The organism is Microcystis aeruginosa FD4, from assembly GCF_009792235.1.
Classification (GTDB): domain Bacteria; phylum Cyanobacteriota; class Cyanobacteriia; order Cyanobacteriales; family Microcystaceae; genus Microcystis; species Microcystis viridis.
Window position 1 is genome coordinate 491,076 of the sequence record NZ_CP046973.1, and the last position, 16,686, is coordinate 507,761.

A 16,686-nucleotide genomic window follows, 5' to 3' on the forward strand; every position below is an offset into this window, starting at 1 on the left:
TCATAATTCATAATTCATAATTCATAATTCATAATTCATAATTCCTTTTTACCTTTGACTTCCTGCCAAGTGTTACCGACTCCCTGTAAAACCCCGCGAATTACTAACCCAATACCGCGACCGATAACTTGGATAAGAATATAGACTACTCCCTTACCCACCACCCGAAAAAAAGCGCGTAAACGCGGAGATAAAGAGTCTCTTAATTCTAAGGCGATCGAAACTAACCAAGCTATACCTGTTAAACTATTTAATTCTTCCTGTCGGGGGGAATAAATGGCTAGAGATTTGATTTGTCCCTCGCTATAGTGAAATAATTGATATTGACTTTCAAAGATATCTTTAGGTTCTTGCCAATATTGTTGCCGTCGGTATTTCCAAGATAATTCATTGCGGATTTTAGCTAATTTTCTGGCGATGAGAAATTCTGAACGGTAAAGTTTTTGTTTAACTCTTTCGTATTCCGAGAAGTTATTGAGAATAATTACTGTCACTGCATTGGCAAGATTATGAATGATATTTTGCAGGAGAATTTCGGCTCTGGCGATGGTTTCAGGAGCATTAGCCCGGTATTCTACTCCGTCAATAGTTAAACTATTTTCGTACAATAAATAGGAAAATAAGTCAAGAGTAAAAGGAATTTTATTGAGGATTTCTGTTTGAATTGCCTCTCTTTCTTCCAAAATAATTTCGTTAAGCCTACTTTTACTAATTTCCTCATAAACCGAGGCATTAATTTCTAAAAATTTACGGGTAACTTTCTCCCAGATATCGTAAATAATCAGATTTAAGCGACTGGTTAATTCCCCGCTACTAATCTGTAAATATCTCATCTCATCGACATTTTTACGAATTTCATCGAGAACTAAATACAATAATTCCCGTTGCCGATTATCCTGTAAAACATCAATTTCAAAACTAATCTTGGTTCTATTAATTAAAGGCGATCGAATAACTGCTAAAGTCGATTCAAAAACCGCCGAAACACAGAGGGGACGCTCGCGGCTTAAAATTGGTAATTCTCGATCGATATTGTTAATTATTACCGGGGGTGTCGCTGAAGCTGAATTGTAATAGCTACCTTCGAGGGGAATTAGTTTTCTCACTAGCCATAGAGCCGCTAAAAGTTCTCGTTTTCTCCCCTGCCAGTAAAAGCGATCAAAGCCGGATAAAGACTGTTGATTGAGGTGGAGATCAATTAAATGTAATTCACTTTCGATGCGATTTAATCCCGTTTTGCCCGCAGTGATTAACCAATGACTAGGAGCTAAACTTGCACGGGTAGCAATGGTGAGAGGAGAAGGGACAACATCGTGGGATTCATCCCGGGAAATTTGCCCTAAAATAGTGATAAATTGCTCTAGGTTTGTGCCTTTGGGAATATAACCGGCGATTCCTAATTCTCTGGCGATTAGTTGCTGTCGGGAATCGAGAGGAAAGGTTAATAAAACAATTTTACTTTCGGGGTAGCGAGAGTGGAGAATTTCACAGTAAGACCAATCAAAAAGAGGATCGATAAGGATAATTTCGGGGGACGGATTAAGAGTCAAGGCGAAAATTGTTTCTAAATCCCCTTCGGTGACGATAGTAATATTTTCTATCTGCGATAAGGCCTGCACCAGACCCAAGCGAAAAATCGGGTCATTATCGATGATAATTAGGGTGAGAGGGCGATCGATCACAAGAGTTGCAGCCTGTCAACGGATACTATTCACAGGGTCAATTATACAGTGATCCGGCTCATTTGTTTTGTTTATAGCCATAGAAATCGATGCGATAATCGGTAATTTTTACCCCCGTCGATGCCTCGATCTGTTTAATTAATTCCGGGGGAAGTTGGATATGCACATCGATGATTTCTTGGCTGTCCAGACAATTGACGTGACTGTGGGAATCGCTGATGTTCCCGTAGAGTCTGCCGTCCCAGCGTTCCACAGATTCGATAATGCCTTGACCCGATAGAGCCTCTAGGTTTTGGTACACTGAGGTATGACCGATGTTTTTTCCTTGCAGATTGAGACGATCATAAATTTCTCGCGCTGATAGGTGTTCCTGCGCTTGCCACAGCAATTCTAAAATATAGCGACGCTGACGACTAACCCGCATTCCTAAAGTTTGACACCTTTCGATCGCATCTTCTAAACAGCGGATCGGTTTTTGTTTTACCTCCACATTGTCCATAGTTGTTTCCCTTGACCTCCGCCCTAATACATACTCATTACCAGTTTAGCTTAGTCTTTCGATCGATGTCCACATTGCCCCAGTTTTTAGCCAATCCTCTTGAAAAATATTTTGGTCGTCTGTAGACTTAGGGGGTACATTAATTTATTTCCAAGGCCATGGCCACCAAATCGCCAAAATTATTCGAGTCATTGCGGTCTATGACCGCAATGACTGTCACTACTGTTAGCCTCACTCTAGCCGCTGCTTCTAGTGCTAGTGCCGCAACAGTGTTCGGTTTCCAAGATGCCTACGCTCCCATTAATTGGACATTGACCAATAGTAATGCCGACGGGTTCGTCGATACCACCGGCGCTCCCGCGTCCATTAGCCTGACTGGGGGGGACAATGGTTCTGGCAGTTCTGGAACCACAGACTACACCACCACTGCGGCTGCGGCTGGGACGGTGACGTTTGATTGGGACTATTCGACTCAGGATGCTTTGGTGGATAGTTTATGTAGCAATCTTCCTAATGGTTTCTGTGACCCTTTCATTGTCCTCGTCAACGGGGTAGGGACTATCCCACTCAATCCTTCTGGAGGTAGAACTCAGAGCGGGACATCGACGTTTAACGTCCTAGCTGGCGACAGCTTCGGTTTCGTTATTGTCACTGCGGACAACAGTTCCGGACGGGGTAGTGTGACGATTTCTAACTTTTCGGCTCCCGGACCGATGGCACCGCCACCGACATCTGTTCCCGAACCGTCAACTGTGCTGAGTTTGCTGGTGCTAGGAGGCTTAGGCGCTGGACTGAAGTACCTTAAGCGGAATTGATTTGACCTAAGGGACTTGCGCTTTGATAATGTACCTTTTGGGCGAACGCAGTTCGCCCCTACATTGTGGACAAAATCTGTTACTGTCGGGGCGCAAAGCTTGCGCCCTCCGCGCGGAGGGGGTTTGCTGATCACCCTAAGTAGGGGGAGAGCCTTCGAGAACCCCTTCCAATAAGGGACTTGCGCTTTGATAATATGCCATCTGGCTGGTCTGATTCTTCTACAGAGTGATTTTCAAAGCTGGGATATTATTCCCACGCAAGTCCCTAACCCCCTAGCTCCCTTACCCAGAGGTAAGGGTTTTTTTGTCAATACTCAAGACTATTTCTCGATCCACATTACACAATTCTGGTTCTAAGTCAATAGCCTTTACAAAACTTTAAAAATTGCTACAAAAAAAAATGTTATCCTTATGGGCTTTTTTTGGGCAAGAGGATCAATGTAGTCCCCTGATTGTCTCGGTTTTCCGTTGATTTGAGACTTAACGCTTAAACTAAGCCCACAGCATACCACGATCATAACATATTAGTAAATGTAGGCAACCCCGATTTTCAGCCAAATTTTGGCAAATTCGGAAAAAACACTCTCCTTGTAACTTACTTGTTACATTTAACTAATCGCCTAAAGTATTTAAATATTTTAATTTTTTATCTTAAATTTATAATTTTTACTTATTTTTTGAGGACTGATTAACTAGGGTTGAGCAAAAAAGCTTGTAAGCTCTATTTAAAGTCAGTCGAATCGGTTAGTATCGGGAGACAGATGTGACTTGTATAGTTTCCCAGTTTTTGAGATTTGAAGACTTTTTAGAAGCATTTTGAATAGGTCTTATCTCTTTTATGTCACTCTCGGAGGCGTTTCCGGATAGCAAAGGCTGAAGTCCTTTAATGGCATCGGAAATAAGGAACGAATCCCCTTCAGGCAAAGGTCTTAGACCTTTAAAAATTAATTCTCCTCCCAGATTGACACAAGAGAGATAAAATGCGTCTTAGCTTAAAACCCCGCACCCTGCCCCCACCAACAAACTTTTTCAGGAAACTCTAGGTAAATATGGGCTTTCGGACAAATTCTCTTAGGGGAGAAAACCTGCAACCGGTTGAGGGTTTTAAAGCGTATATATCAATAAAAAATATATCAAACTATACTTTTTTCATCCCATGTCCAAGGGGCAGTTTTATTGCCCTCGCACAAGCTCCTAACGATAAGGCATTTGGCTTAAATATAGTTTTAATCTAAAGCTTAGGCCAGAAAAATCCCAAAATTGATTGTATTTTCTTGCTAAAGAGGATATGATGTTATCGTATAATCCATCTAAAACGGTATATTTGCTATGAGTATTCAGTTCTAATAAAGACTGGAAGACTTGAATTAATCCACAAGTTTTTAAAACGTTAAAATGCGAATTATTCTCATTATTAGGCATACTTTTTATGCTATCATAGAATCGGACTTGGCTTGATAAATTTACATTTTCTCCTTCAATTTTAAAACCTTGAAAATTTTCTTGTTCCCAAATTTCTTTCAATCTATATAAAGATAAGCCATTTTCAATCCTTTTTTCTTCCGTTGCTAAAATACCTTGATCCCCTACTAGAGTTATCGCACCATCTAATCGCTTATAAGGTTCTTTAACACAACCAAGTAATCCATTTTTAAACTTATAATTTATGTTTACATCTTGTTGACTTGAAGATACTATTTGAGAATAAACAATTTTTTCAAAGTTCGAGAATGAGCGAATTAAAGCCAATCCATGATATCTATATCCCGACTGCTCTAAAAAAATTTTTTGTAGTTTACCTAAAAATCCTTTTTTGACAAATTCTCGCATTAAATCAAATTGTGGAAAATTCATAAAATCTTCCGTGACAATTACTTTTTTAAATTTATTTAATACTTTAACAGCATCCAAATCATTTAAAGGCAAAACGGGAGTATCGATAATTAAAATTAAATTAGAAGAATATGGAGCTAATTTTTGTAAAACTTGTTTATTGTTTTTTAAGGTAATAGACAAGATCACTAAATCTACTTTGGAAAAATCTACTTGCTCTAATTTCTCTATACTAGGAATTCCCCACTTTTGAGCAACCGCATTTCGTTTAGCTTCTGTTCTTGAGTGAACTCCAGTAATTTCAAAATGCTCCTTAACACAGCTTAAAGCTGGTAGATAGTTAGTTTTGATCCGATTTCCCGATCCGATGATTAAAGTAGAATACATAGCTCAATTTGTTAATAGTTTTTGCTAGGTAATAATTCGGTTTCAAGAGAGTTTTTTTTCAATTTTTGCTTAAGTAGTTTCCAATTATGTTTAAGTAAATATTTTAACCCCAGATCCATAGAAGAGTTGAAAGATGGGATTATTACACTCGGATACGGTTCGCACAAGGATGGCTGACTGATTATTTCTTGTAGAGATTTAGCTGGGTGATCTGGATTAGCTAAATATTCTAAAAAAACATTCTTGGGGGCAGCAAGTTTTCGCAACTCTACAAATTCAGTTAAATTTATGCGACCATTGTTCAACCCACGAGGCTGGAAAGAAAATTTAATAACTCGTCGTCGACTAGAACTATAATTTGGACAAGCTCGATGCCAGAAAAATCGATTAAAAAAGAAAACGGCTCCAGCCTTGTCTATAACTTTCAAGGTTTTTTCTTTCGGTTTAAAATATGAGAATGGCGATGCCAATCTAATTTCAAATGGGCCATTTTCTTCATCCACATCTGTTAGATAAATAAACATGCTGATGTGGTTGGCTCCCTTAGGATTATATTCAAAAGCACATTCTTCATCTCTATGCCAACCGAGATTTTCTCCCCAATGAATATGTGATTGCGCTTGGGAGGCCTTAATCTCATAAGCATGACAATGATAAAAGATAGCATCTGGCATTAAATGACAAAGTAGAGATTGTATTTGCTCATTAAAAATTTTATCTAGAATGCCAAGCTCAAAAAGTACATTGGCTTTTACATAGGCTCTACCCTTATCCTCTTGAACAATAAAAAGAGGGCTTAGTAACATATTCCATTCTTCAATAAGTTTTGGTGAATAAGATAAGCTATTTAAGAAAAAACCTTTTTCTACTAATGCTTCAAAGGGACTCATAATTTTAACTTTTTAATTAATAACATAGTGGTTCTCGCATCCGTGCGGCACACTTAAACCTTTGCTGATTAAGCTGTTCAGGATCGGGAATGTGCCTCTTGTGAATCAGAAACGCTATAGTCATGTCTAATGTACTTTAGCACTTTAGCACAGTCTGTCAAATTTTGCAAATCAAGGTCGGATTGGCCAGCAATTCTCATTTTAAGGTTTCATGACATAAAAAGCCTTATAACAAGAGGGTTGTACAATTCTTAACAATTTTATGATCGCTGAAACGGCGCAAAATCGTTCTGAATTTATTTTTGCTGCGGATTGGCCAAAACCCTGTTGTTTGATATACTCCCACCGTCACAGCGTAGCTTGACGGTGGGAGTATGTCAATGAATTATAGTCATTTCAAATAAGTGTGAGACGAGGGAAAAATAAGGTAAAATAAAGAGAAACGAGCAACCCATATAGAAAAATGTCTTATAGCCTAGACTTGAGAAAAAAAGTAATCGATTATGTAGAGAATGGGGGAAGCATAACCAAAGCCGCCGCTCTATTTAATATAGGAAGAGCGACGATATATAGATGGCTAGGTAGGGAAAAACTGGAAGCAACAAAGGTAAAACACCGTCAGAGAAAGCTGGACTGGAAAGCACTGTCAAAAGATGTCCAAGAAAATCCCGAGGCAAGATTAAGAGACAGAGCCGAGAAGTTTGGAGTGAGACCAAGTGCCATTTGCTATGCCTTAAAAAAAATGAAAATTACCAGAAAAAAGAAGGAACTTCGTTATAGAGAAAGAAACCGAGAAGAAAGAATGAAATACTACAGAGTGCTGAGAGAATTGATTAAAACATATGGAAGTGAAAGCCTTGTATTCATTGATGAGTCAGGGTTTGAAGAATTTCAAGCCTGCCTTTATGCCTGGTCAAAAAAAGGGAAGAAAGTATTGGGAGATAGACAAGGAAAACGAGGAAAAAGAGAAAACCTTGTCGCCGGGAGAAGAAAGGGAAAAAAAGACTTTATTGCCCCGATGGTATTTACGAGAAGCCTGAATGCCGAAGGTTTTGAAGGGTGGTTATCTTTATATTTATTGCCCTCTCTAACCATAACATCAGTATTAATTATGGATAATGCACCAATTCATCGGAAGACAGTCATTAAACAACTGGTAGAAGAAGCAGGTCATCAGGTAGTGTTTTTGCCAAAATACTCTCCTGATTTAAATGATATCGAACATGATTTTAGTGCATTAAAGAGGGCAAGAATGTATGCTCCTGTGGGGACACCCCTTGATGAAATTATTCGTACTTATTGTGTCGCCTAGTGTCTCGTTCTTATTTGAAATAACTATACTTGGCAATGCGAAAATTTTCGAGAACAGAAATGAACCGCAACCAGCTAGAGAACTGGAATTTCACGAGCAAGTCACTAAGCCCCAAAAGTATTGCTCTGCAAGGATCGTAGCCGAAAAAGCAAAACTACGGGTTTTCCTGTGGATGGGGTTTAACGAGGTTCAGATTAACGGGATTCTGGCACCATGCCATCCCAGATGGAGTGGAAGGGCTTGCTTTAATGCGCTACACTGGTTGATAGGATTTTAGAATCGCCTCTATTTCTCATGAAACCCTACTTACGCTCACTTTTCAAGCTTTTGGCCCTCTACTTAGAATTTCATCGTGTCAATTCGTTACGCTCTTAGTGATAGAATAATGACCTTACTTGAGTTAGTCAGATGAAATGTATCAGCAACCAATTAATCAAACTTAACAGGAAGTACAGGAGAGCCTAGATAATTATGAGTAAAATTTCTAATTTTTTCAAAAAAGCTCTGAACAAGATATTACAGACTAAATATCCTTTTACACCTCAAAAAGTTTTAAAATTACTGCCAGCAAAAATTTTAGGGAAAATATCTGATAATTCTTTGAAAACAATACCCATTAAGGGAATAGTAGAAAATAAACTGTCCAATGGAAAATTATTGTTAATGAAAACTGAAGGAAATGATCGGATCGCTTCACTATGTTTTTTTAAAGGAATATATGGTTTCGAAACAGAAACAATTACAGTATTTGAACAATTGCTTAAGCATTGTAAAGTTTTTCTAGATATTGGAGCTAATATAGGGTTTTATTCGTTATTCGCTGCTCTTAACAATACGGATGAAACAATAAAAATTTATTCCTTTGAACCGCTACCCCTAGTTTTTTCACGACTAAAAGAGAATATTCAGCTTAATAAAACTTCAAATATATACCCTATTTGTGCAGCCATCAATAATTATGATGGCTCGGTCGAGTTACTGGTTAAAAAACATGGTTTTTCGATGCCAACCCTTTCCAGAATAAAGGTATCAAAATCCCAAGAGTCTTCAGAATTAATTAATGTTGAGTCGTTAAAAGTTGATACATTTGTAAGCAAAAATAACATTCCTCAAGTTGATTTAATAAAAATAGATATTGAGGGAGCAGAGATGAATGCGATTCAAGGAGCTAAACAAGTTATTCAAAGAGATCACCCTATTATTATTTATGAAAGTGGTGGGAGAAAACAAGCAAGAAATATCCACAACACAGTTTCAGAAACGGTCAATTATTTGTGCTTCTTAATGACCAATGAGGGATTAGTTCCTGTTGATAAAATTAGTACAGAAAACTTCGGGTATAATTATCTGCTTGTTCCTCAGGAGAAGATGTCAATAATAAACGCAATATCTAAGGTATTATGAGAGTCTAAGCTGTATGTAGCGATTCCTATAGCTGTACTCGGTGATTTTGTAGATTTGTTATACCAATTCTCCCCAAGTGTTGAATGTTAAAAAAGGTGTTGAGTTTTAGGGCAAATTCATTCTCAAAAATTGTCAAGTCTCTTTTATGGCTGAGATTTGTTTTAGATCAAAGTCTGACGAGCATGGGGGACAAATCTATACTTCATTAATCGTTTATCTGATCTTAAAATTGGGAGAAATCCCCAAGAAATTGGCAGAAAAGCCAGTTGATAAACTGCCCTATCTTCCAGCTTGTCCGTGTCAAGAAATCAGCTTTGTACACTGGATTGATAAGGTAATGAAATGTTATAGTCATTTCAGATAAATCTGATGCACTCTAGACCGATGAAACTCTTAGGAACTCTGGCATTGATATTCTCAATTTTAATTGAAATGACTATAATAAATGTCGTCGAGATCGGATATTTATATTGGCAAATATTAAGTTTTATTACAGGATTTGACATTCGCGCCTATTCCCTATTCCCTTATCATTAGGATAAGCTTTTGAGATCAGGCAACAGGCAACAGTAAAGGGATGGGCGGTTAAAATATATCTTAGCTTAAGGACTAGAGAATATTATGAGACTAGAAAGAGAAGATTTTGATTGGGCGGTACAACAAAACCTAATTACTGCCAGCCAAGCTGAAAATTTATGGACAGCTTTTTTATCCCGTTATCCCCAAGAAGATGAAGTTAATCGTCCTCGCTTTAATTTCGCTAATGTAGCCTATTATTTTGGGGCATTAATTGTTATCTCTGCTCTGGGGTGGTTTATGAACGAAGCTTGGGAGAGTTTCGGCGGTGCGGGCCTATTTTTTATCGCCCTGTTTTATGCAATTTGTTTTATTTTTACGGGAAAAAATCTCTATTTTCAGCAAAACCTCAAAATCCCCGGCGGCCTTTTATTCACTATGGCAGTGGCAATGACTCCCTTAGCAATCTACGGTTTACAACGCTGGACAGGATACTGGCAAGCTGGATATCCGGGCATCTATCGAGATTTCCATATATGGATTAAAGGTAGTTGGTTTTTAATGGAATTAGGCACGATTATCGCAGGATTAATAACTTTAAGATTTGTTAAATTTTCCTTTTTAACTGCACCGATCGCTTTTAGTCTGTGGTATATGTCAATGGACTTAACCTCTTTACTATTTGGAGAGAACGAATATACATGGAGACTGCGACTGTGGGTATCCTTTTGGTTTGGAATTGCCTGTTTAATAACGGCCTATTTAATTGATGTACGTCAGCGTCGCAGTCGGGGAGATTTTGCTTTTTGGCTATACCTATTCGGATTGATTATGTTTTGGTTTAGTCTATCTCTTCTCATCGAGGATAATGAAGCGCAACGATTTTTGTACTGTCTAACTAACTTGGGATTGATGTTATTATCAGTCCTGCTAAAAAGAAGATTATTTGTGGTTTTTGGAGGTATTGGAGTATTTGCCTATCTTTCCTATCTCTCCTATCGTCTCTTTGCCGATTCAATTTTCTTTCCCTTTGCCCTAACCGTCCTAGGACTTGCTATTATCTATATGGGAGTTTTGTATCAGCGTCATTACCCAACCCTGGCTAGATTTATCGAAAGTTATATCCCTCTCGAATGGCGCAATTTATTACCCAAAGATAGATAATTAGGAGAAATGGTTTTTCAGTGATCAGTAAACAGTAATCAGTAAACAGTGAACTGAAAACTCATATATGATCACTGATCACTGATAACTCACATCTGATAACTGATAACTGATAACTGATAATCTTCCTTCTATGCGAATACTTATCGTTGACGATGAAAAAGAATTAACCGAACCCTTAGAACAAATTCTTGCTCAAGAAGGCTATGACGTTGATATTGCCAATAATGGTCGGACGGGTTTAGAATTGGCACGAGAGAATAATTATGACCTCTTAATTCTCGATTGGATGTTACCCCAGCAATCCGGATTACAAATCTGTCAATATTTACGCAATCAAGGGGACACCACTCCCGTTTTATTTCTAACCGCTAAGGATACCATAGACGATCGAGTGGCGGGATTAGATGCCGGTGCTGATGATTATTTAGTCAAACCCTTTCAACTGCGAGAATTATTAGCGAGAGTCCGCGCTTTATTGCGTCGTTCTCCCAACTTTGAAGCTAGTAATAGCAGTAAATTAAAATGTGCTGATTTAGAACTCGATAGCGAAAATCAAGTAGCCTATCGTCACGGTCGCACGATTAGTTTATCAGCAAAAGAAGTACAATTATTGACTTTATTTATGACCCATCCGGGGCAACTTCTCACCCATGAACAAATTTATCAGCATCTCTGGTCAGAAGGAGAGCAACCTAATAGTAATGTGGTTCCTGCCCTGATGCGCTTGCTGCGTCGTAAAATCGAAGCGGCCGGGGAAACATCTCTAATTAATACTGTCTATGGGAAAGGCTACCGTTTCGGGGAAAATTAGGGAATGCTGAAAGATAATGAGAATAAGTAGCTGGTTATAATGAAATTAAAAATGGATTTTAGGTTCGATCCCCCCTGCCCCCCTTGATAAGGGGGTGTCTGATAATTTTTAACGCCTACCTACTTAGCAACTGATTACTGATTACTGATTACTGATTACTGATTACTGATTACTGATTACCGATATATGTTATCCTGCCTACAAATTGAAAATTTTACCCTCATCGATCGCTTAGAATTAACTTTCGGGAACGGATTAAATGTACTGACCGGTGAGACGGGGGCAGGAAAATCGATTATATTAGATGCGATCGATATTGTTCTCGGTGGTAAAGTCAATCATCGCGTCATCCGTCAGGGCAGCCAACAATCAACCCTAGAAGCGACTTTTTCTCTGACTCCAGAATTAATTGCTTGGCTAGAAAGTCAGGAAATTGACCTATTAGACGATAATACTCTGACAATCAGCAGGGAATTAGTGATTACTAATAATTCCTTGCGTTCTCGTTCTCGGATTAACGGAGTTATCGCTAATCGCCAACAAATGGCGCAAATAAGAGATTTTTTGGTAGAAATCACCGCTCAAGGTCAAACAGTTCAGTTAATGGACGCTAATCGACAGAGGGAATTATTAGATCTCTACGGGGGTGAATCGCTGCTGCGGCAGCGGGAAAAAGTAGCGACAGCCTACCTTAACTGGCAAGAAAGCAAGAATAGTTTAAATAATAGGTTGCAATCGGAACAAAATCGCCTACAGAGGTTAGATTTACTAGAATATCAACTAAAAGAACTAGAATCAGCTAATTTAACTGACGCTAACGAGTTGGAACAGTTGGAACAGGAAAGAAACCGACTCTCCCACGGTGTCGATTTGCAAAATTCCAGCTATCAAGTCTATCAACTCCTCTACCAAAACGATCGCGATCAACCCGCTGTCGCTGATTTGTTAGGAAAAGCTGAAAATATCTTGACAAATATGATGATTTATGATAGCAGTTTAGAGCCAATTTTAGAGATGGTGCGATCGGCATTAAATCAGGTGGTGGAAGCGGGACAGGAAATCAACGTTTATGGGGATAGTCTAGAGGCAGATCCCGAGAGATTGAACGAGATAGAAGAGAGAATTGTCCAACTTAAGCGCATTTGTCGCAAGTATGGCCCAAGTTTAGCCGAAGCGATCGATTATTATCAGAAATTACAGCAGGAATTAGCGGAGTTGACAGGAGAAGGACAATCGATTGAGGAATTAGAAAAAATTTGTCAGCAACAGGAAAAAATCTATCGAGAAACTAGCACCCAGTTGACCTTTTTGCGACAAGAAACCGCTAGTCAACTAGAAAAACAATTGGTACAGGAATTAAAACCTTTAGCCATGGAAAAGGTGATTTTTGTCTGTCGGATTGCTCCGGGTAATCCTAGCAGTCTAGGAGTCGATCAAGTGGTATTTTATTTTAGTCCCAATCCGGGGGAAAAAATCCAACCTTTATCCAGTACCGCTTCCGGAGGAGAAATGAGTCGTTTTCTCCTAGCGTTAAAGTCCTGTTTTTCCCAATCCCAATCGGCAGCGGCAACCCTAATTTTTGACGAAATCGATGCGGGAGTATCGGGAAAAGTTGCTCAAGCAATTGCCGATAAATTAGATCAATTAGGTCAACAATATCAGGTTTTATGCGTTACTCATCAACCCTTAGTGGCTGCTTTAGCTGATCACCATTTTCGCGTTTATAAACAAATGATTGCCGAAGATAATTCCACTAATCTCTCGGAAATTCGCACGGTTGTCCGGGTTACTTCTCTCGATAATCGTCAGACGAGAAGGGAAGAATTGGCACAATTAACGGGAGGAAATTCGGCAGCGGCTGCCATCGCTTTTGCCGAGTCTTTATTGGAGAAAGCGGCTGCCAAAAAACAGCAGGATTTAACCTTGAAATTGGCTGATTAACCAACGTCCCACCTGACTTTGATCCTTGGTGCGTGCCTGTTGTAAAGCTGACTCTAAAACCGCAAGTTTTAAATTAGGTAAAACCTTTGATATATCAATTCTTTTGCTACCTCGATCGATGATTTCAAAAGCGAATATTTGGGGATAATCTACCTGAACACTCCAGTATTCACTCACTCCTAATTCTTCATAGAGTAATCTTTTATTGCCTAGGTCATCATTGAGGGTAGATTTTGATATTTCAATGACTAAATCTGGTGGAGGATACTGATTTAAATCAATAATCGAAGTACCGTAGGGAATCAGATTAGCTTTGTCGGCAAAATAATAAGATATATCTGGTTGAACTTCTCGATAACCCGACTTGCGAAAACTGCAATTATCTTTGGCATTAAAGGCCAGATTTTTTAGGGTAGCATAGAGACTAACAGCGAAGATTAAAATAGCATGATCGCTGGCATGATCGTTACCAATAGGAGTCATTTCTAATCGATAATAGCCATTGTAATAATAACTTTTTCCTTGATTTTCTGGGAATTTTTTAATTGCTTCTAAGTATTCTTCCCAACTAGCTTTAATCCATAAATCTGTCGAGATAGTAGTTTTTAGCCGTTGCATAATCTTAGCCTCGATTTTATGGGGTTAACCTTGAAATTGACTGATTAACCAACGTCCCACCTGACTTTGATCTCTGGTGCGCGCCTGTTGTAAAGCTGATTCTAAAACTGCGAGTTTTAAATTAGGTAAAACCTTTGATATATCAATTCTTTTGCTACCGCGATCGATTATTTCAAAAGCAAATATTTGGGGAGCATCTACCTTAACACTCCAGTATTCACTCACTCCTAATTCTTCATAGAGTAATCTTTTATTGCCTAAGTCATCATTGAGGGTAGATTTTGAGATTTCAATGACTAAATCTGGTAGAGGATACTGATTTAAATCAATAATCGAAGTACCACTTGGTATCAGATTCGCTTTCTCTCCTAGATAGTAAGATATATCTGGCTGCACTTCTCTAATTCCTCTTTTGCGATAGGAACAAGTAGGGAGTCCTTGAAAAGGAATTTCTTTGAGGATAGAGTAGAGACTCACCCCCAAAAAGACAACGTGATGATCTCTAGCGTGTTCAAATCCAATAGGAGTCATTTCTAATCGATAATAGCCATTGTAATAATAACTTTTTCCTTGATTTTCTGGGAAGTTGTTAATTGCTGCTAGGTATTCTTCCCAACTAGCTTTAATCCATGAGTCAGTTATCCCCCTAGTTTCTAGCTGTTGCATAGTTATCCTATCCCGCTTTGAACTTTTTCTGTAATTATAGCAACTATTGCTCAAATTAGAAACTAGAGACCGAGGGGTACATCTCAATTTGGTCGAAATATCTAGATGACATTTTGGGCGCACGCAGTGCGCCCCTACCATTGGCGCAATAATATATTTATTGTAGGGGCGAATTGCCTTCGCCCTCTTTGAATAACTTCTGCTGCTCATCATAAGTGAGAGAACGTCTCAAATATGAGATGCGCTAGGACTGAGCAAGTATAATGATAGATAGGTAGGTGTTAAAAACTGTCAGACACCCCCCTTATTAAGGGTGGATTAAGGGGGTATCAAAGGCAAAATCTATCTTCAATTTAATTAGAACCACTGACTTAGAATAGATTAATTGAGTAAAAATTAGCCCAATTATGACCACAACTTATGATTATATAATTATCGGTGGTGGTATCACCGGTTCCGCCTTAAGCTATGAACTAGCTAACCTAGGCAGTCGAGTCCTCTTATTAGAAAAAGAAACCCATCCCCTCAACGCCACTTTCTACAGTTACGGGGGTTTAGCCTATTGGTCGGCCACCACAGAAATCCAGAGAAAATTATATCAAGAAGGTCGAGAAATTCAGCGCAATTTATCGCAGGAACTGGGCATAGATAACGAATACCGGGACCTAGAGCTAATTCTCACTGTCAACCCCGAAGATGATCTGGCCACTGTGGCCGAAAAATTTGCTATCTTTGCCATTACTCCCGAAATTCTCGATCCGCAAGCGGCGATCGCTTTAGAACCACTATTAAATCCCGCAGCTATCTCCGGAGTTTTACGACTACCCCACGGTCACATTAACGCCGAAAAAACTAATCTTGCCTATCAACAAGCTTTTCTGCGTCTGGGAGGCACGATTATTCGGGAAGCTGTTATCGAATTAATTGAAACTGCATCGAGAATTACCGGCGTAAAAACTCCTAAAAATAATTATTATGCCGGGGAAACTATCGTCTGTGCGGGGGGGTTAACCCGGTCTTTACTGCAAAAATCCGGTATTACTGCTTCCGTCTATTTCACCCATGCTCAAGTGATCAAAATTCCCCCCAGCGAGATCAAATTAAACACCCTAGTTATGCCCGCAATTGCTGCTAGATTGCTATTAGAGCAAAAAATTACCCAACTAGAAAAGCAGGGCATTTGGCAGAGAGAAACCCCAGAAATAATTGCCAGTGTTTTAGAAACGGGGGCGGTACAATTCCAAGACCAAAGCCTTTATCTAGGGCAAATTAGCACCATTATCACCGATCCAGGCGCGATTTTAAACCCTCTGGCGGGGGAAAAAGCAATCCGCGCCGCCGTGGGGACATTGCTGCCCTCTTTAGCCTCCCTTCCAGGAAACTGTCATCATTGCCTAGTGGCTTTTGCTCCCTCGGGACGGCCCCTAGTGGGAGCGATCGCTGATAAAGTGGGATTGCAGGTATTTTCTGGTTTTACCAGTACGCTTGTATCGGCTCCCCCCTTGGCCCGACGTTTTGCGCGTCATCTGCTGGGGGAAAATGACGAGATAATTACTAATTTACAAAAGTCAAGAGAGAAATTAACTGATGATTGCCATTAATCCTAATCGACTTTTTCCAACTGCCAAAGAATTTGGTTTCCCTCGCGTCTGACCCGGGAGATTACCCAATTTCGCCACGGCCAATGGTCGCCGCGACTGGTAACGGCGCCTGGATTAATATCCATTAAATCGGCCACTTCGGCGCTGGTAATCAAATAACCTCGATTGGCCAATTCATCGGCAATGCGTAGGGTTTCGATCAGATTTCTTAGCTGGTCAACTCTTTCTCCCCGGGGTAATTGGATTTCATCCCCAGTGCTATTAGGTGGTTCAGTCATAGTTATTGTCTGGTCAAAGTTTATTAACAATAAAAATTGTTGGTTGAGGCAAACAATCAAGCTTTCCTATAGTTATTCTATCGATTCTATCAATAATAGTTGTCATCAAAAAAAGTAAGATATTCTCGGATGTTACTGTCACATCTTTGCTAAAACCCTAAAAACCTCTTGACAAAAAACACAAAATATAGTAAGGAAATCAGGGAACGGAGAAAGTGGTTAGCGGTCACTGATAACTGATCACTAATCACTGATAACTGAAAACA

Annotated in this window: 14 protein-coding genes; 7 read left to right on the top strand and 7 right to left on the bottom strand. The window is 39.3% G+C overall.

Going from position 1 to position 16,686, the window contains the following annotated elements; all coding sequences use genetic code 11:
- Positions 1-35: 35 nt before the first annotated feature.
- Positions 36-1,682 (bottom strand): DUF3685 domain-containing protein, encoded by a 1,647-nt coding sequence (locus GQR42_RS02485; RefSeq protein ID WP_158198773.1) that lies wholly within the window; start codon positions 1,680-1,682, stop codon positions 36-38.
- A gap of 58 nt (positions 1,683-1,740) precedes the next feature.
- The gene (locus tag GQR42_RS02490; RefSeq protein WP_158198774.1) at positions 1,741-2,181 is read right to left on the bottom strand and encodes a Fur family transcriptional regulator; all 441 of its coding nucleotides are present in this window, start codon (positions 2,179-2,181) and stop codon (positions 1,741-1,743) included.
- A 158-nt stretch (positions 2,182-2,339) separates the two neighbouring features.
- On the opposite strand from GQR42_RS02490, the gene GQR42_RS02495 reads away from it, so the two are divergent.
- Entirely contained in the window at positions 2,340-2,996 is a 657-nt protein-coding gene (locus GQR42_RS02495; protein ID WP_233271236.1) for a PEP-CTERM sorting domain-containing protein, read from the top strand.
- 1,194 nt (positions 2,997-4,190) lie between these two features.
- Here the strand turns inward: GQR42_RS02495 and GQR42_RS02500 are convergent.
- Both GQR42_RS02500 and GQR42_RS02505 read right to left on the bottom strand, forming a co-directional pair.
- Positions 4,191-5,216: a Gfo/Idh/MocA family oxidoreductase gene (locus GQR42_RS02500; protein ID WP_158198775.1), complete on the bottom strand. Its 1,026-nt coding sequence runs from the start codon at positions 5,214-5,216 to the stop codon at positions 4,191-4,193.
- Positions 5,217-5,227: 11 nt separating this feature from the next.
- Complete coding sequence (locus tag GQR42_RS02505; protein ID WP_158198776.1) at positions 5,228-6,106, bottom strand: phytanoyl-CoA dioxygenase family protein; 879 nt, start codon at positions 6,104-6,106, stop codon at positions 5,228-5,230.
- Positions 6,107-6,569: 463 nt separating this feature from the next.
- Here GQR42_RS02505 and GQR42_RS02510 point away from each other — a divergent pair, with 463 nt between their 5' ends.
- The 5 genes from GQR42_RS02510 to recN all read left to right on the top strand — a co-directional run bounded on the left by GQR42_RS02510 (position 6,570) and on the right by recN (position 13,257).
- Positions 6,570-7,418: an IS630-like element ISMae21 family transposase gene (locus GQR42_RS02510; protein WP_002793034.1), complete on the top strand. Its 849-nt coding sequence runs from the start codon at positions 6,570-6,572 to the stop codon at positions 7,416-7,418.
- A 471-nt stretch (positions 7,419-7,889) separates the two neighbouring features.
- Positions 7,890-8,822, top strand: coding sequence for an FkbM family methyltransferase (locus GQR42_RS02515; RefSeq protein ID WP_158198777.1), 933 nt, complete (start codon positions 7,890-7,892; stop codon positions 8,820-8,822).
- Positions 8,823-9,443: 621 nt separating this feature from the next.
- Entirely contained in the window at positions 9,444-10,502 is a 1,059-nt protein-coding gene (locus GQR42_RS02520) for a DUF2157 domain-containing protein (RefSeq protein ID WP_158198778.1), read from the top strand.
- A 133-nt stretch (positions 10,503-10,635) separates the two neighbouring features.
- Positions 10,636-11,316: a two-component system response regulator RppA gene (rppA, locus tag GQR42_RS02525; protein WP_158198779.1), complete on the top strand. Its 681-nt coding sequence runs from the start codon at positions 10,636-10,638 to the stop codon at positions 11,314-11,316.
- 186 nt (positions 11,317-11,502) lie between these two features.
- Positions 11,503-13,257, top strand: coding sequence for a DNA repair protein RecN (gene recN, locus GQR42_RS02530; protein ID WP_158198780.1), 1,755 nt, complete (start codon positions 11,503-11,505; stop codon positions 13,255-13,257).
- Here recN and GQR42_RS02535 read toward each other — a convergent pair.
- Positions 13,234-13,875, bottom strand: coding sequence for a Uma2 family endonuclease (locus GQR42_RS02535; RefSeq protein WP_158198781.1), 642 nt, complete (start codon positions 13,873-13,875; stop codon positions 13,234-13,236). The two genes, recN and GQR42_RS02535, sit on opposite strands and share 24 nt — an antisense overlap.
- Positions 13,876-13,899: 24 nt before the next feature.
- Complete coding sequence (locus GQR42_RS02540; protein WP_158198782.1) at positions 13,900-14,541, bottom strand: Uma2 family endonuclease; 642 nt, start codon at positions 14,539-14,541, stop codon at positions 13,900-13,902.
- Between the two features lie 407 nt (positions 14,542-14,948).
- On the opposite strand from GQR42_RS02540, the gene GQR42_RS02545 reads away from it, so the two are divergent.
- Positions 14,949-16,142 carry an NAD(P)/FAD-dependent oxidoreductase gene (locus GQR42_RS02545; protein WP_158198783.1) on the top strand — a complete coding sequence of 398 codons (1,194 nt, stop codon included), beginning with the start codon at positions 14,949-14,951 and terminating at the stop codon, positions 16,140-16,142.
- Positions 16,143-16,144: 2 nt separating this feature from the next.
- Here GQR42_RS02545 and GQR42_RS02550 read toward each other — a convergent pair whose 3' ends face one another.
- Positions 16,145-16,420, bottom strand: a complete 276-nt coding sequence (locus tag GQR42_RS02550) for a hypothetical protein (RefSeq protein WP_158198784.1) — start codon at positions 16,418-16,420, stop codon at positions 16,145-16,147.
- Between the last annotated feature and the right edge of the window lie 266 nt (positions 16,421-16,686).

Excerpts from the sequence above, each read along its gene's own strand:
- GQR42_RS02500 (WP_158198775.1), bottom strand. The coding sequence starts at position 5,216 with ATGTATTCTACTTTAATCATCGGATCGGGAAATCGGATCAAAACTAAC.
- GQR42_RS02520 (WP_158198778.1), top strand. The coding sequence starts at position 9,444 with ATGAGACTAGAAAGAGAAGATTTTGATTGGGCGGTACAACAAAACCTA.
- GQR42_RS02545 (WP_158198783.1), top strand. The coding sequence starts at position 14,949 with ATGACCACAACTTATGATTATATAATTATCGGTGGTGGTATCACCGGT.
- GQR42_RS02510 (WP_002793034.1), top strand. The coding sequence starts at position 6,570 with ATGTCTTATAGCCTAGACTTGAGAAAAAAAGTAATCGATTATGTAGAG.
- GQR42_RS02490 (WP_158198774.1), bottom strand. The coding sequence starts at position 2,181 with ATGGACAATGTGGAGGTAAAACAAAAACCGATCCGCTGTTTAGAAGAT.
- GQR42_RS02540 (WP_158198782.1), bottom strand. The coding sequence starts at position 14,541 with ATGCAACAGCTAGAAACTAGGGGGATAACTGACTCATGGATTAAAGCT.
- GQR42_RS02495 (WP_233271236.1), top strand. The coding sequence starts at position 2,340 with ATGGCCACCAAATCGCCAAAATTATTCGAGTCATTGCGGTCTATGACC.
- GQR42_RS02515 (WP_158198777.1), top strand. The coding sequence starts at position 7,890 with ATGAGTAAAATTTCTAATTTTTTCAAAAAAGCTCTGAACAAGATATTA.
- rppA (WP_158198779.1), top strand. The coding sequence starts at position 10,636 with ATGCGAATACTTATCGTTGACGATGAAAAAGAATTAACCGAACCCTTA.
- GQR42_RS02505 (WP_158198776.1), bottom strand. The coding sequence starts at position 6,106 with ATGAGTCCCTTTGAAGCATTAGTAGAAAAAGGTTTTTTCTTAAATAGC.
- GQR42_RS02550 (WP_158198784.1), bottom strand. The coding sequence starts at position 16,420 with ATGACTGAACCACCTAATAGCACTGGGGATGAAATCCAATTACCCCGG.
- GQR42_RS02535 (WP_158198781.1), bottom strand. The coding sequence starts at position 13,875 with ATGCAACGGCTAAAAACTACTATCTCGACAGATTTATGGATTAAAGCT.
- recN (WP_158198780.1), top strand. The coding sequence starts at position 11,503 with ATGTTATCCTGCCTACAAATTGAAAATTTTACCCTCATCGATCGCTTA.